The sequence below is a fragment of the Qipengyuania sp. CAU 1752 genome, assembly GCF_054482615.1.
Genome location: NZ_JBTLRE010000001.1, coordinates 998,308 through 1,024,139 on the forward strand (window position 1 = coordinate 998,308; position 25,832 = coordinate 1,024,139).

Genomic DNA, 25,832 nt, shown 5'->3' on the forward strand with positions numbered 1-25,832 from the left:
GAAGAAAATGGCAAGCTCCTCTTGGTGTCTGTCCGGTGGTGGCTGGCGCTAGCCGCTGATCAGCCCTGCACCACTTCCTGTTCGATCGCGCCAAAGATGGAGTGACCCTGATCGTCTTCCATCCAGATCTTCACCGTATCGCTAGGTGCCATAAAGCGGGTCTTGGCCTCCCCGTTGGCGATGGTCTCGATCATGCGGATTTCGGCGATGCAGCTATAGCCATGCCCGCCTTCGCTTACTGGCTTGCCGGGGCCGCCATTCTCGTCCTGGTTGGAGACTGTGCCCGAGCCGATGATCGCACCGGCACCCAGATTGCGGGTCTTGGCCGCATGGGCAACCAGGTCAGCAAGGCTGAAGGTGGCGTCGACGCCGGCATTGGCGCGGCCGAAGGGCTGGCCATTGTAATCGACGTTGAGCGGCAGGTGGATGACATTGTCTTTCCACGCATCGCCCAGCTCGTCAGGGGTTACAGCCACCGGCGAGAAAGCCGTCGCCGGTTTGGACTGGAAGAAGCCGAAACCCTTGGCCAGTTCGCCGGGGATCAGGCCACGCAGCGACACGTCGTTGACCAGCATGAGAAGCTTGATGTGGTCGGACGCTTCCTCCGATGAGACACCCATCGGCACATCGTCGACCACGACTGCGATCTCGCCTTCCATGTCGCAGCCCCAGGCGGTGTCCTTGAGCGGGATGTCGGCGCGCGGCGGCAGGAAGTCGTCGCTGCCGCCTTGGTACATCAGCGGGTCGTGATAGAAGCTCTCGGGAACCTCGGCGCCGCGTGCTTTGCGCACAAGTTCGACGTGGTTGATGTAGGCCGAGCCATCGGCCCACTGGTAGGCGCGCGGCAGGGGTGAATGGGCTTCGCGCTCGTGGAAACGCTCGCACGGCACGGTCTGGTGTTCGACATCGCGGTAGAGCGCCTCGAGACGGGGAGCGACCTCGTCCCAATTGTCGAGCGCGAACTGCATTGTCGGGGCGATATTGTCGGCCGCGCAATAGCGGGTGATGTCCTTGGATACGACCACGAGTTTGCCGTCGCGGGTGCCGTCGTTGAGGGTGGCGAGCTTCATCTCAGCTGTCCTTGTTGTTTTCTGGATTGTCGGGTTGCGCGTCGGGATGGGCGCGCTGGAATGCGGGATGGGCGAGGCAAGCAGCCTCGATCCGGGTCATGTGCTTGTGGGCGGAGAAGTCGAAGGCGAACCGGCGCGCATTATACATTTGCGGCATCAACACCACTTCGAAGAAGCCGGGTTCGTCGAACAGGAAATCGCCCGTATCTAGCTGCTCCAGCCGTTTTTCGAGCGGGTCGAGCGTGCGGGCGAGCCAGTGGCGATACCAGCGATCGACCTCGTCCTGCGGTTTGCCATATTCCTCTTTCAACCACTTCAGCACTGGCAGGTTGAGCGGTGCGTGCAGCTCGGTGGCAATGGCATAAGCGAGTTCACGGGCAACATACCGTTGCTGGATATCGGAAGGCAGCAGCGGCTTGTCGGGATAGGCTTCGTCGAGCCATTCGATGATCGCCATCGACTGAGCCTTGTCACCGCTGTCCGTTTCCAGCATCGGCACGCTGCCAAAGGCGTTGCGGGCGGTGAATTCTTCACTCTTCTGCTCGGTCTTGAGCAGGTTCACCGGCACGTTTTCGTAAGCCAGCCCCTTCAGCTCAAGCGCACAGCGCAGGCGATAGCTCGTCGAGCTGCGAAAATAGCCGTAAAGCTTCATGAAGCCGCATTTCCTCCCGCTGGTCGCACCTGTAACCAAGAACCAAGCGAAGCGACAGATGTTCCGCCGCCACCGCCTGTAATTCCTACAGGATGGAACACCTGGAACACTGTTCTGGAGACGAATTTCCGCGGCCCGGCATCGCCCTTGATCGAGGTGCGAAAGTGGGCGGGAAGGGCGGACATTCGAACGTCTTGCCAGCAGGGTGCGATGTAGGACAGCAGGCTTAGAACGCTGCCAGCCCGGTGATGGCGCGACCAAGGATCAGGGCATGGACATCATGTGTGCCTTCGTAGGTGTTGACCGTTTCCAGGTTCACCATGTGACGGATGACCTGATACTCCTCGCTGATGCCGTTGCCGCCGTGCATATCGCGGGCATGGCGGGCGATTTCCAGCGCCTTGCCGACATTGTTGCGCTTGACGATGCTGATCATCTCCGGCGCGAAGGTACCTTCGTCCATCGTGCGTCCCACCCGCAGCGAGCCTTGCAGGCCCAGCGCGATCTCGCTCACCATGTTGGCGAGTTTCAACTGGTACAGCTGCTTGCTAGCCAGCGGAACGCCGAACTGGTGTCGGTCGAGCCCGTATTGGCGCGCGGCGTGGAGACAGAATTCGGCCGCGCCCATCGCGCCCCAGCTGATGCCGTAACGCGCCCGGTTGAGGCAGGAAAACGGGCCCTTTAATCCCTGCACGTCGGGCAACAGCGCGTCCTCGCCAACTTCGACCTCGTCCATCACGATCATGCCGGTGGTGCTGGCACGTAGCGAAATCTTGCCTTCGATCTTGGGCGCGGAAAGTCCCTTCATCCCTTTTTCAAGAACGAATCCTCGAATGCCGCCACCGTGCGCCTCGCTCTTGGCCCAGACCACGAATACATCGGCGAAAGGAGAGTTGGAAATCCAGGTTTTCGACCCGGAGAGGACGTAAGTGTCGCCGCGTTTCTTCGCGACGGTTTTCATCCCGCCGGGGTCCGATCCGGCGTCTGGCTCGGTCAGGCCGAAACAGCCGATCAGTTCGCCCGAAGCGAGGCCGGGCAGGAACTTGCGGCGCTGTTCTTCCGACCCGAACGCGTGGATGGGGTACATGACCAGCGATGACTGGACCGAGGCCATCGAGCGATAGCCGCTGTCGACCCGTTCGATCTCCCGTGCGATCAGGCCATAGGCGACATAGCCGGCACCGGCACCGCCATATTCCTCGGGGATGGTCGCGCCGAGGAGCCCCGCCTTGCCCATCAGAGGGAACAGCTCGGGTGCGTCGACCTCGTTGGAAAAGGCTTTGATCACGCGGGGCTGCAATTCGGACTGCGCGAAACCATGGGCGGCATCGCGGATCATCCGCTCGTCTTCGGTCAATTGTTCATCGAGCCGGAACGGATCGTCCCAGGCGAAGGGCGCCATGCCTGCCATGTTAACTCCTAGGTCACGCCCTGTTGCGGGCGACGGCTGGTAACGTCCGTGCTTTTGCAGGACTGGCGCGCCGCTTCAAGCCCAACGCATGGCTCGACCAGTCTAAATCCGCCTGGGAGACTATGCGCTTTCGAGTTTGGCCCTGACGGTATCGAGCATCTTGCTCGGTGGGACCGGTTTCTGCAGGACGGTCGCGCCAGGAAATCGCTCGGCAAGATCCTCGGGTTTGTAGAGGCCCGAATGGAAAATGACCTGCACATTTTCTGAGATGAATTTTTCCGCCAGTGGCAAGACGTTGTCGTCGCCCAGGTGGATATCGAGGATTGCAACGTCAGGCTTGCGTTTCTGATAGGCGAGCATCGTCGATGAGACGTCGGGCAGGGGTCCTTCGACCTCGCAACCGGCTTCTTTCATGGTCTGGCAAAGATCGTCTCCGATAACGATCTCATCTTCAGCGACGAATACATAGGGCGCGTTCATCGCGTCCTCCCCGAGGTTATGACATGAACCTAACCAACGTGGCGGAATGGGAATCGTTCCCCCGCCAAGGGAGCAGCGTATCAGAGCTTGCCGAACTTGTCCTCGTATCCTTGTGTATCGCCACTGGCGAGCAGCTGGGCCTGGCTGACCCAGTCGTCGCGCCGGATCCGCCCTTCGAAGCGACCCAACCGGGCGTCGATGCGATCGATATCGGCATCGGTCCAGGCAGCAATCTGCGCGAATTGCGAGATACCTAGTTCGTTGAGGAGGGCAGCGAGTTTCGGTCCCACGCCCTTGATCCGGGTCAGGTCATCGCTGTCCGGCGCGGCCTTCGTCGCCGCTTCCTGCACCGCAGCGGCGGCCACGGTACCGGCTCCTGCCACCCCCATTGGCGAAGCGGGTGGCACGGCGGCAACGGGCTGCGCATCGATCAATGCCTGGTTGCGTGCGGCCGGCCCGGTGTCTTCGCCATTGCCTTCGCGGGTTACTGTGGTCCGGCGCGTGCCGACAAAGATAAACCAGGCGACTGCAATGCCCAGCAGCAGGACAATCAGGAACCAGGGCCAGTTGGCTTCGACCAGTTCGATCATGGGGCGCTTTCTCCTTTTGGGTTGTCGGCCAGGGGCTTGGACGGCATTTCGGGATCCGGATCATCGTACAACGTGGCCGGGGCCCGGCCCCACACCAGCCAGCCGATGCCAATGCCGACGGCGTAGGTAAACAGCAGCAGGATAACGAGTTCGGTCCAGATCGGCATGTCAGCGTGGCCCCGGTGTATCGATGGGCGTGGGGCGCACCTGCAACTTCGCCACCACGGTAAACTCGATCCGCCGATTGGCCGGATCGGCCGGGTCGAGCCCGGCGACCGGCTGGCTGGAGCCGACCCCGCGGGTCTGCAGGCTTTGCTCGGCAATTCCGCGAGCAACCAGCGCACGTTTCACGCTATCGGCGCGTTGCTCTGACAGGACCGTGTTCGCCGGTTCGTCGCCCGAGTTGTCAGTATGTCCGGTGATGGCGATGCGGGCACCGAAGCAAGGCTTGAGCGCGGCCGCAACCTCGTCGAGCAGCTCTGATCCTCCAGCTGCCAGTTCCGCGCTCGATTCCTCGAACCGGATCGTGCGGGCAGCAAGGATGGCGGCAACGTCGTCCTGGCATTGCAGCGATTCGACCGGAGCTTCGCCGGGTTCGGCCAGCATCGTCCCATCGGTCCAGTGGACTCCGCCGGCCCCGGGAAGTGCGGCGATGCCCCGGGCAACCCGATCGCGGGTTCTTTCGCTGATTTCGCCCTTAGGGGTCAGCATGGCGTGGCGCGAGGCCCAGCCTCCTGCGGTTGCAAACTGAGCAATGACCAAGCCGTCTGCTTCTGCCTCGATCAGTTGGGCGGCTTGCGATGCGAGCCTTTCACGCAACGGCTGAACGGTCTGGATCGCCGCGATTAGGGCGAAGATCACTACGAGCAGGGCTCCGGCGAGGATGGCGATGGTGGGGCGCATTGTCACGCCGCTCCTCTAGCCATCCCCGGGGGCAAAAGGAAAGAGGCAAGACGCCTACTTGCCGCCTTGCATCGTGCGGGGGCCATCTTCTGCCAGCTGGTCACCGACCAGCGAGGCGAGCTGGATGAATTCCTGCCGCCAGTAATTGTCCTGCCTCCCGGCAAGCTTGACCAGGTCGCGATAGGCAAAGCCTTCCAGCAGAGGGTCGGCGCGCAGCTTCTGGCCGAACCCGGCCACCGCCGTCGCAAAGGCGAAATCCCCGCGTGGCGCGCCGGCATTGCGCAGGCTGGAAGTGGGCAGGACATAGTCTATCAAGGTGGACGTATCGCCATCGGGCAGCTTGTAGCGCAGCTTCACATAGGCTGCTTCCTCGACCATCGTGGCGGCTGCTGAGGGACGCTTGTCGCCATAGCGGCGGTCGGCGATCCAGCCCTTCGTGCCCGTGGGGACAACCTCGTAGATCGCAGTGACCTGGTGCCCGGCACCGATATCGCCCGCGTCGACCGCGTCATTGTCGAAATCCTCGTCCCTGAGCGCCCGGTTTTCATAACCGATCAGGCGATACTGGCTGATCACCGCGGGATTGAACTCGACCTGGATCTTGACGTCCTTGGCGATGGTGAAGAGCGTCGAGGACATCTCGTCGCCGAGTACCTTCTTCGCCTCCAGCGCGCTGTCGATATAGGCGTAATTGCCGTTCCCGTGATTGGCGATCTGTTCCATCATCGCCTCGTTGAAATTGCCTGTTCCGAAGCCGAGCGTGGTCAGCGTGATACCGCTGTCGCGCTTCTTCTCGATCATTTCGATGAGCGCATCGCGACTCTGCACGCCGACGTTGAAATCGCCATCAGTGGCGAGAATTACTCGGTTGACCCCGCCGTCGATGAAATTGTCCTCGGCGATGCGATAGGCAAGTTCCAGTCCGGCCCCGCCAGCAGTCGAGCCGCCAGCCCGCAGCCGATCGAGCGCGGCGCGGATGGCGCGGGTATCGCTGGTCGGTTCGAGCACGAGCCCAGCCGCCCCGGCATAGACCACGATCGAAACAGTATCGCGGGGCTGCAATTCTCCCGCCAGCCCGGCCAGCGCGGTCTTGACCAGCGGCAGCTTGTCGGGGCTGTTCATCGAGCCCGAGACATCCATGAGGAAGACCAGGTTCGCAGGCGGGCGCTCGTCACGCTCGATATCGTATCCGGCCAGGCCGATGCGAATCAGTCTGGTATCAGCGTTCCACGGTGTCCGGGCCGCATCGAAACTGACCGAGAAGGGCTGCGACCGGTCGAGCGGACGTTCATAATCGTATCGGAAGTAATTGATGAACTCCTCGGTCCGTACTGCAGCCTTGGGCGGCATCTGGCCCTGCGACAGGAACCGGCGGGAATTGGCGTAAGCGCCGGTGTCGACATCGACCGAGAATGTGGAGATCGGCTCGACAGCGGCGATCTTGACCGGCGAGACTTCCTCGCCGTCATACCGTTCGCGGTCGGTCGGACCGGGAACCACCACAGGCGGGATGTAGCGATAGCTGGGTGGGACGGTTTTCACGCGCGAACCTGAGACAACTCCGTCGGCAACCGCCTCGGCTGCATAGGCTGGTGCAGTTTGCAATGCGGGCGGTGGCGGGGCTGGAGGGGATGGTCGGGTGTTTTCGTCAGATCGGCTGGCCTTGGAACCGGTCACAACAATCCGCTCGTTTTCCTCAGGCGTTTGGGAGGCGCAGCCAGCCATGGCCACAGCTAGCGCGCTGGCGGTACAAATATGGATGAAACGCATCGTCAGTCCTCCCCACAAACAACCCGTCCCCAAGCATTGGCCGCGCGCGTGAATGCGTTCTGAATGTCTTGTGCAGGAATTGTCAGTCTGGGGAGGGCTGGGCCTAGCGCCGCAACTCGGGGCCGGGTTCGGGCAGGTCGTTGTCCGCCACCGGATCGGGCGGCGGGAGGTCGTCGACATCGTCGGCTTCGCCGCCGATATTCCTGCGGAACAACATCCTGTCTTCCGGCCCGAACCCACGTCGCCATATGATGTAGCCATAGGTCCCAAGGATCATCGGGATACCCAGCAACAGTTCCATCCATTCAGGCAGGTAGGTGATGGCATAGCCCACCGCCACGGCGGGCGCTGCGGCCCAGACCAGCGCCCAGCGCCAATTGTTGACCGGGTATCCCAGCAGCTTGGTCAACAGCAGTGCCTTGACCAGCGAGGCGACACCCAGCGCTACCATCAGCGATATGGCCGCGCCTGCCGCCATGAAGCCGTCCCGCAGCTGCATGTTCTGGATCACCAGCAGCGCGGTAACGGTCAACCCGGCCTGGAGGGCGATGGTGGCAAGCGATATCCACATGTTGCGGACCCGCGCCATATAGACCAGCGCAGCCTCGGAAACGACAGCGGTGGCGGCGACCACTTCGGCCAGCAGCAGGAAAGCCAGTGCGCCGGTACCGCCAACGAATTCGGGACCAATCAGACCCATCACGGCCTCGCCCGGAATGCCCAGCGCCAGCGCGATGCCGGCCTGTGCGGCTATGATCCAGAACCCAACCTGGCACACCTGCCGGGCGATCGCGGCGTAATCCTTGTCCTTCAAATTCTTGGTGATGACCGGGCCGAGCACAGGCTCGAAGCTGGTCTTGAGTTTCTGCGGCAGGCTCGCGACCTGCTGGGCCATGTAGTAAATGCCTACCGCCGCGGGAGATGCGAAGAAGCCGAGGATAAAGATGTCGAGCCGCCGCGTTCCCCATTCCACTCCGTCGGTGGCAGCCAGCGGCAATGCGCGGGTCAGCATGCGCCACATGTATACTGGTTGCGGCCGCCAACCGTGCGGGGCGCCATAGGTCTTGCAGAAGGGCCACAGTGCCGTCACGAGTCCGGCATAGATCGAAAAGATATAGGCAAGCGCCAGCCCGGCATCGGGCAGCCAGAAATAGAGTGCCCCGGCCATGATCGAAATCGTCCACGGCTCGACCACGGCGCGAGCGCGGACGGTGGTTGCGATATCGAATTTATAAGCTTGTGCAGCGAGCGCGATCTCGGTCAACGCGTAACCGGGAATGGCGACGACCAGTAGAATATCGAACTCGCTGTTCATCCCGTTGGGGAACATTGGCGCGGGGAACAGCCAAAGGATGAAGGCAACAATGCTCGACAGGATAAGCGAGAGCAGGAAGCCGTCGACCACCAGATTGGCGTGCGGTTCCTCGCTTTCGGTCAGGCGCTGAGCGAGACCGCGCTTTTCACCCATCGAGCAGATCAGCGCCAGCAACTCGACAACGATCAGGGCCGAGGCGAAGCGACCGACAGCGTCGGCGCCATAGAGCCGTCCGGCCAGGAACAGGAACGGCAGCCGGGCAACCAGTCGCAGGAGGAAGCCGAAGAAATTGGTTCGACCGCCCTTGGCCAGTGCCGCCATGTCGTCGGTATTCTCGACGGTCGGATCGGCTGGCGTGTTGGCGGGCGCACCTGCGGGCGGTGGCGTACCGGTCAAGCGCCTGCTTCCCGTTCGGCACGCAAGGGTCGGGCCAGCAATTGCTGGACCACGTCGCGGGCCGGCGCCCCTTCCAGCAGGGCGTTGACGGCATCGACGATCGGCATGTCGATGCCACGCGAGCGCGCCAGTTCGGCCAGCACTGGCGCGGTATGCGCGCCTTCGGCCACGGTGGTGCGGTCGGCCATCAGATCGGCGGATGATCGTCCCTGGCCGAGTGCCTTGCCAAGCGAGAAATTGCGGCTGGAAGTCGATGAACAGGTCAACACCAGGTCACCGAGCCCACACAGGCCGGCCAGTGTCTCGGCTCGCGCACCGAGATTTTCGCCAAAGCGCAGCATCTCGGCATATCCGCGAGCGATCAGGGCGGCGCGGGCGTTCTGGCCGAGACCCAGCCCGTCAACAACGCCGCAAGCGATCGCCAGCACGTTCTTGACCGCGCCGCCGACTTCGGCCCCCGCCACATCGTCGCTGTAATAAGGTCGGAAGGCGGCTCGCGCGATGACCGGCTTCAAACGCTGCCACTGCGTTTCACCGCCAGCGCAGGCGAGGGTTACTGCGGTGGGCAGGCCGGCAGCAACTTCATGGGCGAAAGTCGGACCCGACAATATGGCAATGTCGCTTTGCGGGCAGGCGGCGGCCGCGACGTCGTTCATCAGCCGGCCGGTCGATTGCTCGATCCCCTTGCTGCACAGCACTAGGTCGCGCGGATCGCCTGGCAAGGTTGCGAGGACAGCGCCGGTATGTTGCGCCGGAGTGACCACCAGAACCACCGGGATGCCCGCCAGTGCGCCGATATCGTCAGTCGCGTGAATGGAGGGAGAAAGCTCGGCGGCGGGCAGGAAGGCGGTGTTGCGGTGGTTGGTATTGATATCAGCCACCACCTCGCTCTCGCGCGCCCACAGCAGCACGTCGCGTTCATCGCTGGCCAGCATCTGCGCCAGCGCGGTTCCCCAGGCGCCGCCCCCGATCACTGCTACCGCGCCGCTCATCCCTTCACTCCCGCTCCGCGGACCGGCTCTGCATCCGGGTCGAGCGGCCAACGCGGCCGGGCCTGGAAATCGAGCGGATCATCCTGTCCCAACCCTAGCCGTTCGCACCCCGCCCAGCCAATCATTGCGGCATTGTCGGTGCACAGTTCCAGTGGAGGAGCTACGAAACGCATGGAGCGAGCCTTGGCGAAACTTTCAAGTTCGCGGCGGATTTCCTGGTTCGCCGCGACTCCGCCAGCCACCACCAGCGCAGGCAGGTCGCCGCCGTCGTCCAGCGCTACGCGCAGCCGGTCTAGCAGACAGTCGATGGCCGCTCGCTGGAAACTGGCAGCGATGTCTGCCGTTTCGTGCTGCCCACTTTCATGCGCGCGTAAAACCGCGCTCTTGAGCCCGGCGAAACTGAAATGCGGCTCGCCGCTGCCGACCAGTGGGCGGGGCAGCTTGACTGCCGTAGGATCGCCCTCGCGGGCCAGTCGCTCGACTGCGGGGCCGCCGGGATAGCCGAGGTGAAGGATCTTGGCGGTCTTGTCGAACGCCTCGCCCAGCGCATCGTCGATGGTGGTGGCAAGTCGGCGATAGCGCCCAACGCCATCGACCCGCAGGATCTGGCAATGACCGCCCGAAACCAGCAGCAAGGCATAGGGAAATTCAAGCTCGGCATCGGCCAGCCGCGGGCTGAGCGCATGGCCTTCGAGGTGATTGATGGCCAGCAGCGGCTTGCCCGCCGCCATCGCCAGCGCCTTGGCACTGACCAGCCCGACCATCACGCCGCCGATCAGTCCGGGCCCGGCGGTTGCGGCGATGGCATCCAGGTCGGCGAACTCGAGTCCGCCTTCGGCCATCACCGTCTCGATCATCGGAGCCAGCCGTTCGGCATGGGCGCGGGCGGCAATTTCGGGAACGACGCCGCCATAGGGGGCGTGGGCCTCGTCCTGCGAGGCAATCCGCTGCGCCAATACCTGCCGCTCGCTCGTCACCAGCGCGGCCGCCGTCTCGTCGCAGCTCGATTCTATGCCGAGGACAATCGCCATGCGGGTTTCCCTTAGACGATGGCAAGGCTAGGGCAAGCGCTGCCGATGACCGACACGACCTTCACCCACTATTGCCCTGATTCGCGCTGTGCCTGGCCGATCCTCGCTGGAGCTGACGATGAGTAATGCCAGAAAGGGAATTATCCTCGCAGGCGGCACCGGCTCGCGCCTGTGGCCTTTGACCCGTTTCGTTTCGAAGCAACTGATGCCGGTCTACGACAAGCCGATGATCTATTATCCGCTCAGCACCCTGATGCTGGCGGGGATCCGCGAAGTGCTGGTCATCACTACGCCGCAGGACCAGGCCGCCTTCCAGGCCGTGCTGGGGGACGGGGCCGCATGGGGCATCACCATTGAATATGCGGTCCAGCCCAATCCCGACGGGCTGGCCCAAGCCTTTCACATCGGTGCCGATTTTCTTGCCGGGCAGCCGAGCGCGCTCGTCCTTGGCGACAATATCTTCTACGGACACGGGCTGCCCGAACTGCTTGCCAGCGCCAATGCGCGGACCGATGGCGCCAGTGTCTTTGCCTATTACGTGCGCGATCCGCAGGCCTATGGCGTGGTGGATTTCGACGCCGAAGGCCGGGCCCGGACAATCGAAGAAAAACCGGCAAATCCGCGCTCGAATTATGCTGTTACCGGCCTGTATTTCTATGACGATACGGTTGTCGAACGTGCGCGCGACCTCAAGCCGTCGTCGCGCGGCGAACTCGAGATCACCGATCTCAACCGCTCATATCTCGAAGACGGTTCACTCAATGTCGAGATCATGGGTCGCGGCTATGCTTGGCTCGATACCGGAACCCACTCATCGCTGCTCGATGCAGGGACCTATGTCCGCATCACCGAGGAACGGCAGGGCCTCAAGATCTGCTGCCCCGAAGAAATCGCTTGGCGGCAGGGTTTTATCGACGACGAGCAACTCGCCCGTCTGGCCGAGCCGCTGAAGAAGTCGGGTTACGGCGAATATCTCGCGGCGCTCCCGCACCATGGTCTGCGCAAATGAAAGTCCTGCCTTGCGACATTGAGGGGCCGATGATTGTCGACCCCGATGTCCATGGGGACGAGCGCGGGTTCTTCCTCGAAAGCTGGAATGCCGACCGCTTTGCCGACGCGGGGCTGGATATCGATTTCGTGCAGGACAATCACAGCCGCAGTCAGAAGGGCGTCCTGCGCGGCCTGCATTTCCAGAACCCCGGTCCGCAGGGCAAGCTGGTGCGGGTCGTCAACGGCGCAATCTTCGATGTCGCGGTCGACCTGCGCCGGTCGAGCCCGACATTTGGGAAGTGGACTGGCATTGAACTCAGTGCCCGCAACAAGCGCATGTTCTGGGTACCGCGCGGCTTTGCCCACGGCTTTCTCTCGCTCGAAGACGATACCGACCTGCTCTACAAATGCGATGCTCCCTACGCTCCGGCGGCGGAATTTTCGCTCGTCTGGGATGATCCGACCGTGGCGATAGACTGGCCTCTCGGAGAAGAGACACCGATCCTGTCGGCGAAAGACCGCTCGGCGCTGACGCTGGCCGAGGTCGAGGCGTTCGCGTGAAGGCCCTGGTTACCGGGATCACGGGACAGGTCGGCAAGGCGCTGCTGGCTTGCGCGCCCGAGGGCTGGGATGTTGTCGGACTGACCCGCGATCAACTCGATCTTGCTGATGGCGAGGCCATCCGAGCCTGTGTCGCGGAACATCGGCCCGAGTGGGTCATCAACGCCGCCGCCTACACGGCCGTCGACCGGGCGGAGACCGACACGGCGACGGCGCAGGCGATCAATGCCGAGGCACCAAGGCATTTCGCCGCCGCGCTAGCCGATCACGGCGGCCGGCTGGTCCAGGTTTCGACCGACTATGTCTTCGACGGCACAGCCTGCAGCCCCTATACGCCAGATGCGCGACGCAACCCGCTGAGCGTTTATGGCGTGAGCAAGGCGGCTGGCGAGGACGCGGCGGCGGGCGGCGCGGCCATCATCTGCCGCACGAGCTGGGTCTATGCTGCCGGCGGCAGCAATTTCGTGACCACCATGTTGCGGCTGATGAATGAGCGTGACCAGCTTGGCATCGTCGCTGACCAGATCGGGGCCCCGACCCATGCGCCGGGTCTGGCCCGCACGCTTTGGGGCCTTGCGCAGGCCGGGACTTCGGGCATCTATCATCACCGCGATGCCGGGGCTGCGAGCTGGTACGATTTCGCCGTAGCGATCAACGAGGAATCCTTGGCCCTCGGACTGCTTGAACGTGAGACGCGCATCGCGCCGATATCGACAGAACAGTATCCGACGCCGGCCCGGCGCCCGGCCTATTCGCTGCTCGACGATAGCGCGACGCGTAGCCTGCTTGGAGACGAACACACCCACTGGCGGGTCAATCTACGCCGGATGCTGCAAGAGGAAAAGACGCTTGGCTAACCTACTCGTCACTGGCGGTGCCGGCTTCATCGGCGGCAATTTTGTGCACTACTGGCGCGCCCGGCACCCGGAGGACGAGCTGCATGTGCTCGATGCGCTGACTTATGCCGGTAACCGTTCCACCATTGCCGATCTTCCCGATGCGCAGTTCGTGCATGGCGACATCTGCGATACCGACGCGGTCGAGACACTGCTGCGTGATCGCGCCATCGATACGCTGGTGCATTTTGCAGCGGAGAGCCATGTTGATCGATCGATCAGTGGCCCTGACGCCTTCATCGAGACCAATGTCGTAGGCACCCACAGTCTTCTCAAGGCTGCACGCAGGGTCTGGCTGGAAGGCTCCGGCCGCGAACACCGCTTCCACCACGTCTCGACTGACGAGGTGTACGGATCGCTTGGCCCCGATGATCCGGCGTTTAGCGAAACCACGGCCTATTCGCCCAACTCACCCTATTCGGCGTCAAAAGCGGGTTCGGATCACTTGGTGCGTGCCTATCACCACACCTTTGGCCTGCAGGTCACGACCAGCAATTGCTCCAACAATTACGGTCCTTACCAATATCCCGAGAAGCTCATCCCGCTGTTTCTGATCAACGCGCTGCATGGGCGGCCGCTGCCGATCTACGGCGACGGGATGAACGTGCGCGACTGGCTGCATGTCGAAGATCACTGTCGCGGGATCGAGGCAGCGATAGGCCAGGGTCGTCCGGGCGAAGTCTACAACATCGGCGGCGGGCAGGAATTGCCCAATCTCGAAGTCATCGAAACCATCTGTCGCGGGGTCGACTCCGCTTTTGCAGCCGATCCGCAATTGGCCGAGCGCTATCCGCAGGCGCCCGCTGCCAACGGCCAGCCCACCGCCACGCTGAAGACCTTCGTCGAAGACCGCAAGGGTCACGACCGGCGCTATGCGATTGACGAGACCAAGGCTCGCGAGGAACTGGGTTACCGCGCCACCAGAACGTTCGACGAAGGGTTCGCTCAGACGCTAACTTGGTATCTCGCCAACGAGGAATGGTGGACGCCATTGCAGGCCAAATGACCCAGCTTGCCGAAACGAAGCCGGCGGTTGATCCCGAACTCAGCGTACTGGTCGTCAACTGGAATACGCGCGAGATGACGCTCGAGGCGCTTCGCTCGCTCTATGCAAATACCCACAGGACCCGGTTCGAGACCATCCTTGTCGACAACGGGTCGAACGACGGGTCGGCAGAGGCGATCGCGGCCGAGTTCCCCCAGGTCCGGCTGCTGGCCGAGAAAGCCAATCACGGTTTTGCCAAGGCCAATAATCTGGCCGCCGAAGTAGCGCGCGGCGAGTATCTGCTCTTGCTCAACAGCGATACGCTGACTTTCGACGGGGCAATCGACCGGCTAATGGAATTCGCCCGTGCCCGGCCAAATGCAAAGATCTGGGGAGGGCGGACGGTATTTGTCGACGGGTCGCTCAATATCGGGTCGGCCTGGGGCAGGCTGACGGTGTGGAGCGCGCTGTGTTTCGGGACCGGCCTGTCTGCTGCATTCTCGCGCTGGAATATCTTTGATCCGGAGGCGATGCGGGGCTGGGACCGGTCGACGGAGCGCGAGGTCGATATTGTCTCAGGTTGTTTCTTCCTGATCCGTCGCGATTTCTGGGACGCGCTCGGCGGGTTCGATCTCGATTTCTTCATGTATGGCGAGGAAGCCGAGCTGTGCGCTCGCGCGCGGCAGGCCGGCGCGCGTCCGCGTGTGACGCCAGACGCGACAATCGTGCATTATGGCGGTGCCAGCGCCACGGCCAGCTATCACAGCCGCTTGTCGGTCTGCGCCGCAAAGGTCGCCCTGGCGAAGAAGCACATGTCGCCAATGGCTGCCTCGCTGGTGCGTAACTTCTACGTCATGGGGACAGGGCTGCGGAGCTTTGGCTATCGGGTACTGTCGGCCTTGACCGGCAAGGGCTCGCAGCAGGCGCATGTGTGGACCAAGGTCTGGGAATTGCGCGGAGAATGGTCGCGCGGCCGGCTGCCGCCGCGATAGGACAAGCCCCTTGGCTGGCGCGCACTCAGGCCGCCCACATACCCCGGGTGTCGTACAGGATCTTGCCCTGATAGGCCTCTGGTGGAACGATCTTGAAGACGTCGTGATCGACCAGCACCGCGACTAGTTCGCAAGCCTCCATAGCTTCGCTTATGCTGCACAGTTTTGCGCCGCAATCGGCGAGTCCGCTGGGAAGCTCTTCGGCGAAAGGTTCCACGACCATTAGCCTGTCGCCATAGCCGGACAGCTCTTCCGCGATTTTCATGGCCGGGCTCTCACGAAAGTCGTCGATGTTGGGCTTGAACGCCAGTCCCAGCAGCGCGAGCCGGGCATCTGGTGTTGCATCGAGCATGGCTTTCAGGCGGCTGGTGACATGCACAGCCTTGTTGTCATTGACCTCGCGCGCAGTGCGGATCAGCCGTGCTTCTTCGGGCGCGCTCGAGACCAGAAACCACGGATCAACCGCAATACAATGTCCGCCCACGCCGGGGCCGGGCTTGAGGATCTCCACCCGCGGATGGCGATTGGCCAGCCGGATGACCTCCCACACGTCAATGTCCATCTTTTCGGCGATGAGAGAGAGTTCGTTGGCATAGGCGATGTTGACGTCGCGGAAGCTGTTTTCGGCCAGTTTCACCATTTCGGCGACGCTGTTGCTGGTGAGCAGGCAATCGCCGTCGACGAAGCGGCGGTAGAATTCTGCGGCCTGCCGAGCGCAGGCGGCAGTCATGCCGCCGATGACCCGGTCATTCCTGACCAGTTCCTCGATTATGTGTCCGGGGAGTACCCGTTCTGGACAATAGGCGATCGCAACATTGGGTTCGCCGTCGCAGAAACCGGGTACGGCCAGGTCGGGCCGGTTTGCCGCCAGCCGTTCCGCCATCTGGCGGGTTGTACCGATCGGCGAGGTGGATTCCAGGATCACGCAAGCTCCGGGAGCAATGCGCGGAGCGATCATGTCGAGGGCCGAGAGGACGAAGCTGACGTCGGGCTTATGGTTGTCCTTGAACGGGGTGGGGACCGCGATCACGTAAGTGTGAGCCTTGGGAGCTTCGAGTGAAGCCGAAAGCAGGCCCCGGTCAACCACATTGCGCACCAACTGGTCGAGGTTGGCTTCCTCGAAATGGACTTCGCCGCTGTTGACGGTATCGACCACCGCCGGATTCACGTCCACGCCGCGCACCTTGAGCCCCGAACGGGCAATCACGGCAGCAGTGGGCAAGCCGATGTACCCCAAGCCGATCATCGCGGCGTCGTAAATCGAATGCTGGGTCATGGGAAAGGGCTCGGGTTGAGAAGTGCGATCCGGAATGGACATCTTTGATGCCTCGCTAGCGGCCTATTCCGATTTAGACAAACGGTCCGAGCAGGCGCGCGAAGTTTCAACAGGATTTTGCCCTTTGAGATAAGTCTTCGCCAGGAGCCAGGCGTAAGCCGTGTTGGTCGTGATGTATCGCCGGGCCATCTTGCGCGGTTCCTGGATCAGCCGGTGAAGCCATTCGAGCCCGATTCTCTGCATCCACACAGGCGCCCGGGAAACCTCGCCGGCCAGCACATCCACACTGCCACCTACACCCATGGTGAAGGGGATTTGCATTTCCGCAGAGTAACGGTTGAGGAACCGTTCCTTGTAGGGAGTGGGCATGGCGACGAAGAGGCAATCTGCGCCGCTGCGCGCAATTTCTTCAACCAGGACCGGTTCATCGGCCGTTGAGAAATAGCCATGATGCGATCCGGCAAATTCGAGGCCGGGGTAGCGTTTGCGGGCTTCGGCCATCGCGTTGTCGAGCACTTCGCGCCGCGCACCCAGGAGGTAGGGCCGCCACCCTTCTGCTGCCGAGCGCTCGAGCAAGGCCATGAACAGGTCCACCCCGGCAACGCGCTCGACATTCTTGATGCCGAAGAGCTTGAGACCGAGCACGATCCCCATCCCGTCGACCCCCACTATGTCGCTGGCGCACACATCGGCCGCCAGCTCGGCATCGTTCTTCAGTGTAATCAGCTTGGCGACGTTCAGGGCGGTGTGGCGCAAGGTGCCTTTGTCCCTGATCGCGTCGCGGACCGCATTGGTCATGTCTCCAAGAGTGAGAAGATCGAGTGGCGTACCGAAGAACCAGATTCGCGTCACTTCGCGACAACCTTGCCATGGAGCGTCGGAGGTGTTGCCGCCAGGGTGACGGTGACGCCGATCAGCATCATGAGCCAGCCGTTGATCGAACCGGTGAGGGATACGGTGAAGGCCATCAGTACAAGGATGATCTGCGAGAAACACAGGCTCCGCAGGACCTGTTGATAAACCACATCGTCTCCGCGCGTGCTGGCGCGGGCCGCCATGACGATTGCCCAGACGGCCAATGCGCCGGCGAATACTATCGCCGGTATGCCGAAGCGCATGGGGATGAGCAGCCAATGCGCGTCGACCGACTCACTGATCATCCACGACGGCCTGTCAAATCCCTCGAAACCAATCCCGAACAACGGGTTGTGGCGTACCGAGGAAAGCCCAAAGTCCCAGGTTATCTGGCGATAGGAGCCGGTTGCCGGATTGAGAGTGAGATAACGAATAATGACATAGAGCAGCCCACCCTTGGCGGCGATCTGAATCGCCAGCGCCAGCGCGCCGACCGCGACCAGCACGATTGTCCAGTTGAGCTCTCGCACGGTTTTCTGGACGCGGTCGTAAATGATAAAGCCCGCACCTAGAACCAAGGCGAGCAGTGCGGCCGAACTGAGACCGAAGAACCCGCAGAGCGCCGACAGTGCGCCTACGATCCGCGGCCAACCACGCAGGCGCGCCCATAGGTAGAGGGGCAGCAGGCTGGCCAGGAAAAGACCCCCCAGGATCGAGTGTGGGAACGGCCCGGTTGCCCGCATCAATCCCAGACGGAATTCCGAGCGAATGAAATATTCGCCTACCGCTTCCCCGCCGATAAACTGCGGCAAGGCCCCGAAAACAGCCACTGCTGCGGGACGCACCAAATTGCGGCCAGAGATCGATTCCAGTGCCATAGACAATCCGGCCAAGGCGAAGCCTGGAGCCACCAGGATCAAAACCTTCTGAAAATCGGTGGTATTCTTGATGCAGCTTCTGGCCACAAAATAGGAAATGGTCGCATCCAGCGCCAGCGCGCCGCCGCGTTCAATTCCACTGGCAAGCCCGTAGTGGGAAGCCATCGCCGCGACCATCCAGCCACCCAAGCCAAGAACGAGGATATCGGGTCCGCGCAAGCGCATCGCACCGCGCCAGACCGCGTATAAGAGGAGCGGAAGCAGGGCGAGCGAAACGAGTCGGTCGGCAAAAAAAACGAGACCGGAAAATTCAATCCGGACCTCGCGCGGCAATAAATAGGAATAGACCAGGACGACAGGCGCCCAAAGCGGCATCGTGAACTGCTCAGCCGAGGCACCAGCGCGCGGCTCACCTATCAGTGCATCCTGTGTCGCGGCTGTCATGGGGGGCTTTTAGACACGCCATTCCGCATTGCAAAGGACTGCTTTGTACCCATCGCGGCTTTCCGCATGACGTGTGGTGAATGGCAACCTATAGGGTACGCAATGGCGCTTTCCGACCCCCGAGACCCGCAATCACTGTCCTACCGGCTTCGCGCAAAGCGCGACGAGTTCCTGCGCGAGTTCCTGCTGCGAAACGGGCGTCGTATACTCGATATGGGTGGCACCGCGCATTACTGGCGGCGCGTTGGCCTCGAATTTCTCGATCGCCACGGGTTCGAGATCACGATCGTCAATCTCACCCCGACCGATCTCGGGGAAGGTCCATTCGCTATGGCGGTGGGTGACGCAACCAATATGGATTTTGCCGACAACAGCTTCGATATCGTGCATTCCAACTCGGTTATCGAACACGTCGGCGGGTCGGACATGGTTGCCGCCTTCGCCCGTGAAACACGGCGCCTGGCACCGGCATATTACTTGCAAACGCCGAATTTCTGGTTCCCGGTGGACCCGCACTTCTGGCGCATGCCGGCATTCCACTGGATGCCCGAAACACTGCGGGTATCGCTGCTTCGAAAACTACCGATTGCCACGGCGGGACGATTGAAAACACTCGATGAAGCGCGCGAGGCGGTTGAGAATACGCGCCTCTTGACGCCCCGTCAGATCCACGAACTTTTTCCCGATGCTCATGTGCGGTTTGAAAGGTTTGCTGGCTTATCGAAATCTATTATCGCCTATCGTGACCGCAAAGCTTAGTAATGAGGCTCGGTATAGGGTTATAATATTCCAAATACTGCACGCTGGACTTACGCAAAACTGGGCCGTATCGTCTTAAGTGCGTAAGTTTCAGCCGCTATCCGGCTAGCGCAATGCAACGGAAGCCTGAATGAACGCGTCTCTCAATATCGACCGCGCCAATTTGAGCGACCGTTCAGGTCTGCCGCATCGTTTCGCGGTTCTGGATTCACTGCGCGGCTTGAGCGCCTGTGCGGTTGTTTTCTTTCATTTCAACAGTTCGGGCATGATCACAGGTTCTGCGTTTGCGCGGGGCAGCTGGATGTTCGTAGACTTCTTTTTCGTCCTGTCCGGCTTCGTGATCTACGCCTCCTACGGCGAGCGCCTGCGCGAAGGGTTCTCAATTTCGCGCTTCATGGGCCTCAGAATGGGCCGGATATACCCGATGTATCTACTGGTGCTCGCGGCATATCTGGTTCCGCAATTGTTGCTGCTGTTGGCGCAATCTCCCGCCCGGGAACCGTTCACGGGCATCATGAGGCTTGATCTGCTCGCCCTCAATCTGACCCTGACACAGATATTCGGGATCGTTGACCGGCTCGGCTGGAACGGCCCCGGTTGGAGCATCGCCGCAGAAATGTGGGCTTACCTGCTGATGGCGATGGTACTGCGTTTGTTTCCACGTAATCCGTGGCCCGCAGTAGCCGCCGTGTGCGTATCATCGCTGGCGATCCTGGCAGTCGCAGGCGACCCCTGGCTTAACTCGACCTATGTCAACGCCCTGCCGCGCTGTCTTTTCGGTTTTGCTTTGGGCATGGCGCTGTATCGATTTGCGCTTCCGGGGCAGAACACCTGGTCATTGCGCAAAGCGAGCGTGATCGAGATATTGGCAACGGCACTGTGCGTGGTCACAGTAACATTTGCACAAGGTCCGACCACGTTGCTCGTCCCGGTCGTCTTCGGCTTGGCCATATTGGTGTTTGCACGCGAGGCTGGCTGGTTGAGCCGGATCCTGTCCGGTCGATCATTCCTGCTGCTCGGAGCCTTATCCTACTCGATCTACATCGTGCATATGTTTGTGCAGATATGCTTCATGACGGCGCTTCGGCTGGCAGAGCGGTATGACGTGCCCTGGACTGTCGGGTTCAACCAGTTCGGGGCGCTTACCGTTGTGTCGACGCCGTGGGTGTCCGACCTACTGACGCTGACCTTGCTGGCCGGGGTCGTCGGCGTAGCCTACGCTACCTATCACTTGGTAGAGGCACCAATGCGGCGGTGGAGCCGCGCGGCATTGGCCCAGCCGCGATCAGACGCGAGGCAGGACGAGAGCAAGCGAACCAACGACAAGAACGATGCCTATCCCGTAGTAGAATAGGGTGCTCTTGCGACGTTGCAGGGCTTCTGCTGACTTGGCGCTGGTCATTCTTGTACTCCAAAAGGTACCACGTGCCCACTACCGCTCCCCCCAGAGCATGGCAAGCCAAAGGCGCGTACTGGCGAGTGTGGGAGATTGTCTCGGCAGCAGCTCTCGCCTAAGCGCTGCAAATGACAATCGAGCAGTATCACTCCCATGTCCGGCGTGACATCTTTCCCTTTGTTTCCAAGGGCGGCAATCTGCTTGACATTGGCGGCGGAGACGGGGCCACGGCGCGTGCCATCCGGCAGGAAGGCTTAGCCGACACCGTCGGCGTGGCGGATATGGTCGCGCCGCGCAATGACGACTTGCTCGATTTTACCTGGCAGGGCGATTTGACGTCCGAAGGAGCGATTGAATCGATCGGCGCCGAACACGGTCCGTTCGATACCATTCTCGCCTGCGACATCCTCGAACATTTTGCTGATCCGTGGAGCATCGTCTCGCGGCTGCACCGCCAGCTCAAGCAGGGCGGGACTCTGGTCGCGAGCATCCCCAATGTCCGTCACTGGTCGGTCAGCGGGGCGTTGTTCCTTAAGGGCCGGTTTGCCTATACCCAATCCGGCATTCTGGATCGGACCCACTTGCGATTCTTCGTCCGCGATACGGCGCAGGCACTGATGGGATCGAGTGGTCTCCGGGTTGAACGGGTTGCTCCGCTGCCGAGTGGGCGCAGGCTTGACCGCGTCATAACCCGCATACCTGTCGAAGGAATTCGCTCCCTGGGCGCGCTCCAATACGCGATAGTCGCGCGCCGGGTGGATTAGGGTCAGATCTCGCCGGCTTCGGCGGCGGCCAGAAACTGTCCGACATCGTCCGACATCATGTAGCTGCCAGCTGCCACGATGCGTTCGTGCGGCCAGTTCCACCATGCAATGGCGAGCAATCTTGCGATGGTTTCATCGTCGAATCGCTTGCCCGTTTCGCGTGCCGGCATCCCGCCAACGATGGCATAGGGAGCGACATCACGGGTCACCACGGCCCCTGCCATCACTACGGCCCCATCACCAATCGTGACGCCCGATGTGACGGTCACATCGCTGGCGAGCCATACATCGTTGCCGATCCGCACATCTCCCCGGCTCACCGGATGGCCCGGGATATGCGCCAGGCTGCGTTCCAGCGCCGTGAAGGGGTAGGTGCTGACCCATTCGGTCCGGTGCCCCCCGCCGAGCAGGACCTTGCACCCACTTGCCACGCTGCAATAGGCACCCATGGAAAAACCGGTCCCGTCGCCGAAGTCGATTATTTCCAGCTCGCCATAGCTGCCGCGCCCAATGTCATATTGCGGGTAGCGGCGCGCCAGCATCGGCGGGCGAATACGGATACCCAGCTTGCGCGCAATCCGGTGACTTAATTTCCTGTTGGCCATTATCGCCCAACTACCCCTTTCAAGATCCTTGCCGGCACAGCCATTACCATCTGCCGCAGGCGGGCTGGTGCGATCAACCAGCCAAGTCCTGTCGACACGAGCCCGGCCAGGGCCGCAAACGCAAGTGCTGGGATGATCGACAGGGGGGCAAGCTGGTTCAACCAAACCGTCAAGGCGACGAAGAATGCAAAGGTGGCGAACAGGACTACGCCTCGTTCGACCCGGCCCTCGGCTGCGAAAGAGAGTGTCACGGTGTCGACGCTGTTCCGGGCGAGATAAATCCACGCCGCCCCGGCCAGGCCATAGCTTCCTAATGCCCACCACAACCCGCCGAGGAAAAACGGCAGTTGGGCAAGCGTCACCAAAGTGACGACATGCGGCCGCCCCTGGGCCTGCAGCCGTGCGTGCGGGGGCTTGGCAAAGATGTTGATCCAGCCAGCAATGGCGAGAATCCGAGCCAACGGTGCCGACTGGGCACCGACTTCGTCTCCCAGCCATAAGCGCAGGAGTGGGTCGGAAAGCACGATGAAGGCAGCCACCATCGGGGTCGCCATCGCATAGAGCGTGCCGATGGCGACCTTGGTCAAATTCCGGCTCTGTGCATCGTCTGAATTCGCCAGCCGCGGAAATAGCGCATTGGCAAGCGCATCTGCGAGCACGGCGATGCGGCGGGTCGCATCGAGCGGGATGGCATAGATTGTGACTGCCACTGCGCCCAGTATCGCTCCGATCAGGACCCGGTCCGAGAACACTATGACCATGCCAGCTATCCCGCCCAGCGTCACCCAGCCGCCATAGCCGAGCATCGAGCGCATCTGCGCGCTGTCCCACAGCCGCATTGCACCCGAGCCGAACTCCTTGGCCGTGTGGCGCAGCAGGACCGTCACCGCGAATATGCGCGCCGCCAGCGCTGCCAGCACCAGCGGGAACAGCGTCGGCCCGGCCAGCCAGGCGACGATCAGCGGCAAGGTCTGGAACAGCGCCGAGGTCATGATCGTGACCCTGTTGACGAGGAAAAAGCGCTCTCGGCCTTGCAGCGCCCCATTGAGAATGCCGAGCGTAGTCATGACCGGTACGCCCAGCGCCATCAGTGGGACCAGCGCAACCGCTTCTTCCTGCAAGCCGGGCTCTAGCTTCATCCCACTTGAGAAAAGGTAGAATGCCGCACCGCTCATCAGCAATGCGCCGATTGAACCGATCACTATATTGCAAGCCAGCGCAGTGCCCAGCGCAGCGCGGCGTTGTCTGTCCGTGTCGTGCTTGAGCAGCGCGATGCGCTGCGTTGTCGCCCGGCCAAGGCCAAGGTCCATCATCCCGAACAGGCCGAGAACCAGCCACACGATTGCCAGCACACCGTAACGCGCCGCCCCGATCAGCGAGATGTAGATTGGTATGGTGATCAGAAACAGCACCAGCGGCACGCCGAAGCCGGCGAGATTATAGGCCGTGTTGCGCCCGATGCTCATGCGGTTCGGGACCCCGCGTTTCGGTTCAGCGCTCGATCAATGCCGTTTGCAAAAGCATCCGCAATGGCTGGCCGGGTAAACCGCTTCGCCTGCTCGCCCACTTGCCAGGTCGCGAGACTGGCCTTCAAGCGGGCTTCGTCGCGGTGCAGGGTAAGCATGGCATCGGCGATGGCGCGGGTGTTCCGCGCATCGACCCGAAGGGCGAAATCGCAGCCGTCGAAATAGCCATCAATCGCCGCCCCGGCGGGATAGGCTATCGGCAATCCGGATTGCAGCGCCTCAATGAAAACCAAGCCAAAACTTTCCCGCCGCGAAGGCATGACGAAGCCGCGCGCGCGTGCGAACCGGGCGCGTATCGCGGCATTGGGCAAAGGGCCTTCAAGGCTCGAACCTTGTGCCAACATCGCTTCTGCCAAGCAGGTTTCGTTTGCATCGCCGCCGCCCACGATTCCCAGTTGCAGATCCGGTTCACTTTCGCGCGCTTGCACCACTGCACCAGCCATGCGGGGCAGGTTCTTGAGGCGGGCATTGCGCAGATGGAACGCGCTGACCAGCGTATCGCCGCCGGACTTGGGTTCCTTCCACTCGTCGCCGGCAAGGGCGCATGGCAGCAGGGCGTGTGGTCCACTTCGAGGGCCGAGGCGCGCTTCGACCGCGTCATGCGCCCAGGGCGTGAAGGGAAAGACGAAAGCCGCCCCGTGATATATTTCGGCCAATCTGCTCGCAAGGTCGCGTCGAACGGACATGATCCTGGTATCGGTGTTGCCCTGGATCGATATCGCATAGGGTATGCCGAGCAATTGTGCGGCTCGGGCGACCGCAATGCCCTCGACCGTCAGCTTGTGGCCGATGATCAGGTCGGGCGCTTGCGAAACAAGCCTGTCGGCAAGCGTTTCGCCCAGGTGCCGCAGCATTCGCCAGTGATGCAGGCCTGCGGGCGGAGCGGCATAGGATAGCGTCGTGACGCTATCGGTTTCGGCGCGGACTTCGACCCGAGGTTGCGGCCGTATCCACTGTTGCAGTGGCGGTGAGCGCCGGTTGAGCGAAATCACTGACTGGTCGTATCGATCCGCGACCAGATCAACGAGCCTGGCGATGACCGGTGTCTTGCTAGCATCAAGAGCGTCCGGAAAATCGGCCGACACATGAATGATGCGCGGCTTGTCAGACATTTTTTGGAGATCGGCGGGCACCGGCGCGGGTCAGGATTGCGGCGTGAGGCTCAGTGGGGCCAATGGCTCCACCTGCGCGCCGGCGCTCTCGGCACCTACGGAAAGGAATTGCACCGGGCAGCCTTGCGACACGACCACACTCGAACCAGCACCGATTGTCTCGCGCGGGTCCTCGATCCGGTCGCAGGAGAAACCATAGCGCCAAGGGCGTGCCGTCTGGCGGTCGGCGCTCGCCAGCGTGTATCGGCCGGGCTTCAGCGCCAGCCGGACCGCCACCGGACGTGTTGCGCGCGCTCTTGTCCGCATCAGCACCTTTTTGCCGCTCTGGGTGAGGACGGTGTAGCCTGGCGGGATACTCCAGTCGAACGCCGTGGGTTGCCGGCGGGCGGCATCGTCAGGCCAATCCGGTGCCAGCGCTCCATCCGGCTTGGCATAGAGGGATTGCGCAATAGCCACGGCCGGTTGCACCCGTCCTGTCTCTAGCAGCCGCGCGACCAGAGGTGCCGCTACGTCCCGGCCGAGCGGCTTGCCGCCGCTTGCGCGCTGCCGCGCGATATCGGTGAGGACATGGTTGGGCAAGGTGCTGCCTTGGACATGGAGGAAGCCGGTGGTCCAGGACTGGTCCTGTGCCAGTTGGTCAGTCAGCGCTGCGGCGTAGCCGGGCCTGTTCAAATCCCGCGCGATTGCCTCTGCTGCCCATGCGCGCTCGTCGCTGTGACGGCGCAGCAAGGCCTCAAGATGGCGCATCGCATCGTCGAAGTTCCCGGCCGCGACAAGCTCGCGGTAGGTTTCACGCTGGACCACTTCATCGTGCCATCCACCGCGCCCGGAGAGCTCTAGGTAGGCCGCCGCCTTTGCGGCATCGCCGTTGTTCACCGCATCCCGGTGCATCCTGAGCAGCGCACGGGCGCTGAAAGGATAGGTCGAAAGTGCGGCCCGGGCGACAGATACGCCGATCGCCCGGTCGGCATCTTCGTCCATTTCGAACAGTAACCGGGAGGCAACCTGGTGAGTGTGCAGCGGCACCTGGTGGGCTGCCGGAAGCCCGATCAGTGCCATGCCGGTGACAGCCCAGCTGGCGAGCACTAACACGGCCAGCAATGCGCCAACTGTGATCCCTACAAATCTACGCATGGATCTCTCCGTCAGGGCTCGGGATGTTCGGCCCAGCAAGACCGGCCGT

General features: G+C 62.2%; 26 protein-coding genes. 8 read left to right on the forward strand and 18 right to left on the reverse strand.

The window, feature by feature from the left end; genetic code table 11:
- Positions 1–59 precede the first annotated feature (59 nt).
- The 11 genes from ACXYL9_RS04835 to tsaD all read right to left on the reverse strand — a co-directional run bounded on the left by ACXYL9_RS04835 (position 60) and on the right by tsaD (position 10,610).
- On the reverse strand, positions 60–1,070 hold the full coding sequence (locus ACXYL9_RS04835) for a fumarylacetoacetate hydrolase family protein (RefSeq protein WP_459038452.1): 1,011 nt from the start codon (positions 1,068–1,070) through the stop codon (positions 60–62).
- Between the two features lies 1 nt (position 1,071).
- Positions 1,072–1,722, reverse strand: a complete 651-nt coding sequence (maiA, locus tag ACXYL9_RS04840) for a maleylacetoacetate isomerase (protein ID WP_459038453.1) — start codon at positions 1,720–1,722, stop codon at positions 1,072–1,074.
- 226 nt (positions 1,723–1,948) lie between these two features.
- Positions 1,949–3,124, reverse strand: a complete 1,176-nt coding sequence (locus ACXYL9_RS04845; protein ID WP_459039860.1) for an acyl-CoA dehydrogenase — start codon at positions 3,122–3,124, stop codon at positions 1,949–1,951.
- Positions 3,125–3,253: 129 nt separating this feature from the next.
- Positions 3,254–3,613, reverse strand: a complete 360-nt coding sequence (locus ACXYL9_RS04850) for a response regulator (RefSeq protein ID WP_459038454.1) — start codon at positions 3,611–3,613, stop codon at positions 3,254–3,256.
- 80 nt (positions 3,614–3,693) lie between these two features.
- Positions 3,694–4,203: a hypothetical protein gene (locus ACXYL9_RS04855; protein WP_459038455.1), complete on the reverse strand. Its 510-nt coding sequence runs from the start codon at positions 4,201–4,203 to the stop codon at positions 3,694–3,696.
- Positions 4,200–4,370, reverse strand: coding sequence for a hypothetical protein (locus tag ACXYL9_RS04860; protein WP_459038456.1), 171 nt, complete (start codon positions 4,368–4,370; stop codon positions 4,200–4,202). Before ACXYL9_RS04860 ends, ACXYL9_RS04855 begins: the two co-directional genes overlap by 4 nt.
- Position 4,371: 1 nt before the next feature.
- The gene (locus ACXYL9_RS04865; protein WP_459039861.1) at positions 4,372–5,106 is read right to left on the reverse strand and encodes an OmpA family protein; all 735 of its coding nucleotides are present in this window, start codon (positions 5,104–5,106) and stop codon (positions 4,372–4,374) included.
- A 54-nt stretch (positions 5,107–5,160) separates the two neighbouring features.
- Positions 5,161–6,876, reverse strand: coding sequence for a vWA domain-containing protein (locus ACXYL9_RS04870; RefSeq protein ID WP_459038457.1), 1,716 nt, complete (start codon positions 6,874–6,876; stop codon positions 5,161–5,163).
- A 103-nt stretch (positions 6,877–6,979) separates the two neighbouring features.
- Complete coding sequence (locus ACXYL9_RS04875; RefSeq protein WP_459039862.1) at positions 6,980–8,512, reverse strand: lipopolysaccharide biosynthesis protein; 1,533 nt, start codon at positions 8,510–8,512, stop codon at positions 6,980–6,982.
- A 71-nt stretch (positions 8,513–8,583) separates the two neighbouring features.
- Complete coding sequence (locus ACXYL9_RS04880) at positions 8,584–9,579, reverse strand: NAD(P)H-dependent glycerol-3-phosphate dehydrogenase (RefSeq protein ID WP_459038458.1); 996 nt, start codon at positions 9,577–9,579, stop codon at positions 8,584–8,586.
- Positions 9,576–10,610 carry a tRNA (adenosine(37)-N6)-threonylcarbamoyltransferase complex transferase subunit TsaD gene (gene tsaD / locus ACXYL9_RS04885; protein WP_459038459.1) on the reverse strand — a complete coding sequence of 345 codons (1,035 nt, stop codon included), beginning with the start codon at positions 10,608–10,610 and terminating at the stop codon, positions 9,576–9,578. The genes ACXYL9_RS04880 and tsaD overlap by 4 nt, the downstream gene beginning before the upstream one ends.
- A 118-nt stretch (positions 10,611–10,728) precedes the next feature.
- Here tsaD and rfbA point away from each other — a divergent pair, with 118 nt between their 5' ends.
- From rfbA to ACXYL9_RS04910, 5 genes are read left to right on the forward strand one after another with little or no spacing between them, the layout of a single operon-like run.
- Positions 10,729–11,619 (forward strand): glucose-1-phosphate thymidylyltransferase RfbA, encoded by an 891-nt coding sequence (gene rfbA / locus ACXYL9_RS04890; protein WP_459038460.1) that lies wholly within the window; start codon positions 10,729–10,731, stop codon positions 11,617–11,619.
- Positions 11,616–12,161, forward strand: coding sequence for a dTDP-4-dehydrorhamnose 3,5-epimerase (gene rfbC, locus ACXYL9_RS04895; RefSeq protein WP_459038461.1), 546 nt, complete (start codon positions 11,616–11,618; stop codon positions 12,159–12,161). The genes rfbA and rfbC overlap by 4 nt, the downstream gene beginning before the upstream one ends.
- The gene (gene rfbD / locus ACXYL9_RS04900; RefSeq protein WP_459038462.1) at positions 12,158–13,018 is read left to right on the forward strand and encodes a dTDP-4-dehydrorhamnose reductase; all 861 of its coding nucleotides are present in this window, start codon (positions 12,158–12,160) and stop codon (positions 13,016–13,018) included. The genes rfbC and rfbD overlap by 4 nt, the downstream gene beginning before the upstream one ends.
- On the forward strand, positions 13,011–14,063 hold the full coding sequence (gene rfbB, locus ACXYL9_RS04905; RefSeq protein ID WP_459038463.1) for a dTDP-glucose 4,6-dehydratase: 1,053 nt from the start codon (positions 13,011–13,013) through the stop codon (positions 14,061–14,063). The genes rfbD and rfbB overlap by 8 nt, the downstream gene beginning before the upstream one ends.
- Entirely contained in the window at positions 14,060–15,034 is a 975-nt protein-coding gene (locus ACXYL9_RS04910) for a glycosyltransferase family 2 protein (RefSeq protein ID WP_459038464.1), read from the forward strand. The genes rfbB and ACXYL9_RS04910 overlap by 4 nt, the downstream gene beginning before the upstream one ends.
- Positions 15,035–15,059: 25 nt before the next feature.
- Here the strand turns inward: ACXYL9_RS04910 and wecC are convergent, their stop codons facing one another.
- The 3 genes from wecC to ACXYL9_RS04925 form a co-directional block, all read right to left on the reverse strand.
- A complete protein-coding gene (wecC, locus tag ACXYL9_RS04915; protein WP_459038465.1) occupies positions 15,060–16,310 on the reverse strand; it encodes a UDP-N-acetyl-D-mannosamine dehydrogenase in 1,251 nt (416 codons plus the stop codon).
- Positions 16,311–16,373: 63 nt separating this feature from the next.
- Entirely contained in the window at positions 16,374–17,162 is a 789-nt protein-coding gene (locus tag ACXYL9_RS04920) for a WecB/TagA/CpsF family glycosyltransferase (RefSeq protein ID WP_459038466.1), read from the reverse strand.
- Positions 17,159–18,220 carry a hypothetical protein gene (locus ACXYL9_RS04925; protein ID WP_459038467.1) on the reverse strand — a complete coding sequence of 354 codons (1,062 nt, stop codon included), beginning with the start codon at positions 18,218–18,220 and terminating at the stop codon, positions 17,159–17,161. The genes ACXYL9_RS04920 and ACXYL9_RS04925 overlap by 4 nt, the downstream gene beginning before the upstream one ends.
- A 369-nt stretch (positions 18,221–18,589) precedes the next feature.
- Here ACXYL9_RS04925 and ACXYL9_RS04930 point away from each other — a divergent pair, with 369 nt between their 5' ends.
- From ACXYL9_RS04930 to ACXYL9_RS04940, 3 genes are all read left to right on the forward strand, one after another.
- Entirely contained in the window at positions 18,590–19,246 is a 657-nt protein-coding gene (locus ACXYL9_RS04930) for a class I SAM-dependent methyltransferase (RefSeq protein ID WP_459038468.1), read from the forward strand.
- A 130-nt stretch (positions 19,247–19,376) separates the two neighbouring features.
- Positions 19,377–20,600: an acyltransferase family protein gene (locus tag ACXYL9_RS04935; protein WP_459038469.1), complete on the forward strand. Its 1,224-nt coding sequence runs from the start codon at positions 19,377–19,379 to the stop codon at positions 20,598–20,600.
- 170 nt (positions 20,601–20,770) lie between these two features.
- Positions 20,771–21,406, forward strand: a complete 636-nt coding sequence (locus ACXYL9_RS04940) for a class I SAM-dependent methyltransferase (RefSeq protein ID WP_459038470.1) — start codon at positions 20,771–20,773, stop codon at positions 21,404–21,406.
- Between the two features lie 2 nt (positions 21,407–21,408).
- On the opposite strand, the gene ACXYL9_RS04945 is transcribed toward ACXYL9_RS04940, so the two are convergent.
- Genes ACXYL9_RS04945 through ACXYL9_RS04960 form a run of 4 tightly spaced genes read right to left on the reverse strand, consistent with a single transcriptional unit; the run spans position 21,409 to position 25,783 of the window.
- A complete protein-coding gene (locus ACXYL9_RS04945; protein WP_459038471.1) occupies positions 21,409–22,011 on the reverse strand; it encodes a CatB-related O-acetyltransferase in 603 nt (200 codons plus the stop codon).
- A complete protein-coding gene (locus tag ACXYL9_RS04950) occupies positions 22,011–23,477 on the reverse strand; it encodes a flippase (protein WP_459038472.1) in 1,467 nt (488 codons plus the stop codon). Before ACXYL9_RS04950 ends, ACXYL9_RS04945 begins: the two co-directional genes overlap by 1 nt.
- Positions 23,474–24,649, reverse strand: coding sequence for a glycosyltransferase family 4 protein (locus ACXYL9_RS04955; RefSeq protein ID WP_459038473.1), 1,176 nt, complete (start codon positions 24,647–24,649; stop codon positions 23,474–23,476). The genes ACXYL9_RS04950 and ACXYL9_RS04955 overlap by 4 nt, the downstream gene beginning before the upstream one ends.
- A gap of 30 nt (positions 24,650–24,679) precedes the next feature.
- The gene (locus ACXYL9_RS04960) at positions 24,680–25,783 is read right to left on the reverse strand and encodes a hypothetical protein (protein ID WP_459038474.1); all 1,104 of its coding nucleotides are present in this window, start codon (positions 25,781–25,783) and stop codon (positions 24,680–24,682) included.
- Between the last annotated feature and the right edge of the window lie 49 nt (positions 25,784–25,832).

Bases quoted from the DNA above. Each gene is read 5' to 3' on its own strand.
- ACXYL9_RS04835 (WP_459038452.1), bottom strand. From the start codon at position 1,070: ATGAAGCTCGCCACCCTCAACGACGGCACCCGCGACGGCAAACTCGTG.
- maiA (WP_459038453.1), bottom strand. From the start codon at position 1,722: ATGAAGCTTTACGGCTATTTTCGCAGCTCGACGAGCTATCGCCTGCGC.
- ACXYL9_RS04845 (WP_459039860.1), bottom strand. From the start codon at position 3,124: ATGGCGCCCTTCGCCTGGGACGATCCGTTCCGGCTCGATGAACAATTG.
- ACXYL9_RS04850 (WP_459038454.1), bottom strand. From the start codon at position 3,613: ATGAACGCGCCCTATGTATTCGTCGCTGAAGATGAGATCGTTATCGGA.
- ACXYL9_RS04855 (WP_459038455.1), bottom strand. From the start codon at position 4,203: ATGATCGAACTGGTCGAAGCCAACTGGCCCTGGTTCCTGATTGTCCTG.
- ACXYL9_RS04860 (WP_459038456.1), bottom strand. From the start codon at position 4,370: ATGCCGATCTGGACCGAACTCGTTATCCTGCTGCTGTTTACCTACGCC.
- ACXYL9_RS04865 (WP_459039861.1), bottom strand. From the start codon at position 5,106: ATGCGCCCCACCATCGCCATCCTCGCCGGAGCCCTGCTCGTAGTGATC.
- ACXYL9_RS04870 (WP_459038457.1), bottom strand. From the start codon at position 6,876: ATGCGTTTCATCCATATTTGTACCGCCAGCGCGCTAGCTGTGGCCATG.
- ACXYL9_RS04875 (WP_459039862.1), bottom strand. From the start codon at position 8,512: ATGGCGGCACTGGCCAAGGGCGGTCGAACCAATTTCTTCGGCTTCCTC.
- ACXYL9_RS04880 (WP_459038458.1), bottom strand. From the start codon at position 9,579: ATGAGCGGCGCGGTAGCAGTGATCGGGGGCGGCGCCTGGGGAACCGCG.
- tsaD (WP_459038459.1), bottom strand. From the start codon at position 10,610: ATGGCGATTGTCCTCGGCATAGAATCGAGCTGCGACGAGACGGCGGCC.
- rfbA (WP_459038460.1), top strand. From the start codon at position 10,729: ATGAGTAATGCCAGAAAGGGAATTATCCTCGCAGGCGGCACCGGCTCG.
- rfbC (WP_459038461.1), top strand. From the start codon at position 11,616: ATGAAAGTCCTGCCTTGCGACATTGAGGGGCCGATGATTGTCGACCCC.
- ACXYL9_RS04910 (WP_459038464.1), top strand. From the start codon at position 14,060: ATGACCCAGCTTGCCGAAACGAAGCCGGCGGTTGATCCCGAACTCAGC.
- wecC (WP_459038465.1), bottom strand. From the start codon at position 16,310: ATGACCCAGCATTCGATTTACGACGCCGCGATGATCGGCTTGGGGTAC.
- ACXYL9_RS04925 (WP_459038467.1), bottom strand. From the start codon at position 18,220: ATGGTCGCGGCGATGGCTTCCCACTACGGGCTTGCCAGTGGAATTGAA.
- ACXYL9_RS04930 (WP_459038468.1), top strand. From the start codon at position 18,590: ATGGCGCTTTCCGACCCCCGAGACCCGCAATCACTGTCCTACCGGCTT.
- ACXYL9_RS04935 (WP_459038469.1), top strand. From the start codon at position 19,377: ATGAACGCGTCTCTCAATATCGACCGCGCCAATTTGAGCGACCGTTCA.
- ACXYL9_RS04940 (WP_459038470.1), top strand. From the start codon at position 20,771: ATGACAATCGAGCAGTATCACTCCCATGTCCGGCGTGACATCTTTCCC.
- ACXYL9_RS04945 (WP_459038471.1), bottom strand. From the start codon at position 22,011: ATGGCCAACAGGAAATTAAGTCACCGGATTGCGCGCAAGCTGGGTATC.
- ACXYL9_RS04950 (WP_459038472.1), bottom strand. From the start codon at position 23,477: ATGAGCATCGGGCGCAACACGGCCTATAATCTCGCCGGCTTCGGCGTG.
- ACXYL9_RS04955 (WP_459038473.1), bottom strand. From the start codon at position 24,649: ATGTCTGACAAGCCGCGCATCATTCATGTGTCGGCCGATTTTCCGGAC.
- ACXYL9_RS04960 (WP_459038474.1), bottom strand. From the start codon at position 25,783: ATGCGTAGATTTGTAGGGATCACAGTTGGCGCATTGCTGGCCGTGTTA.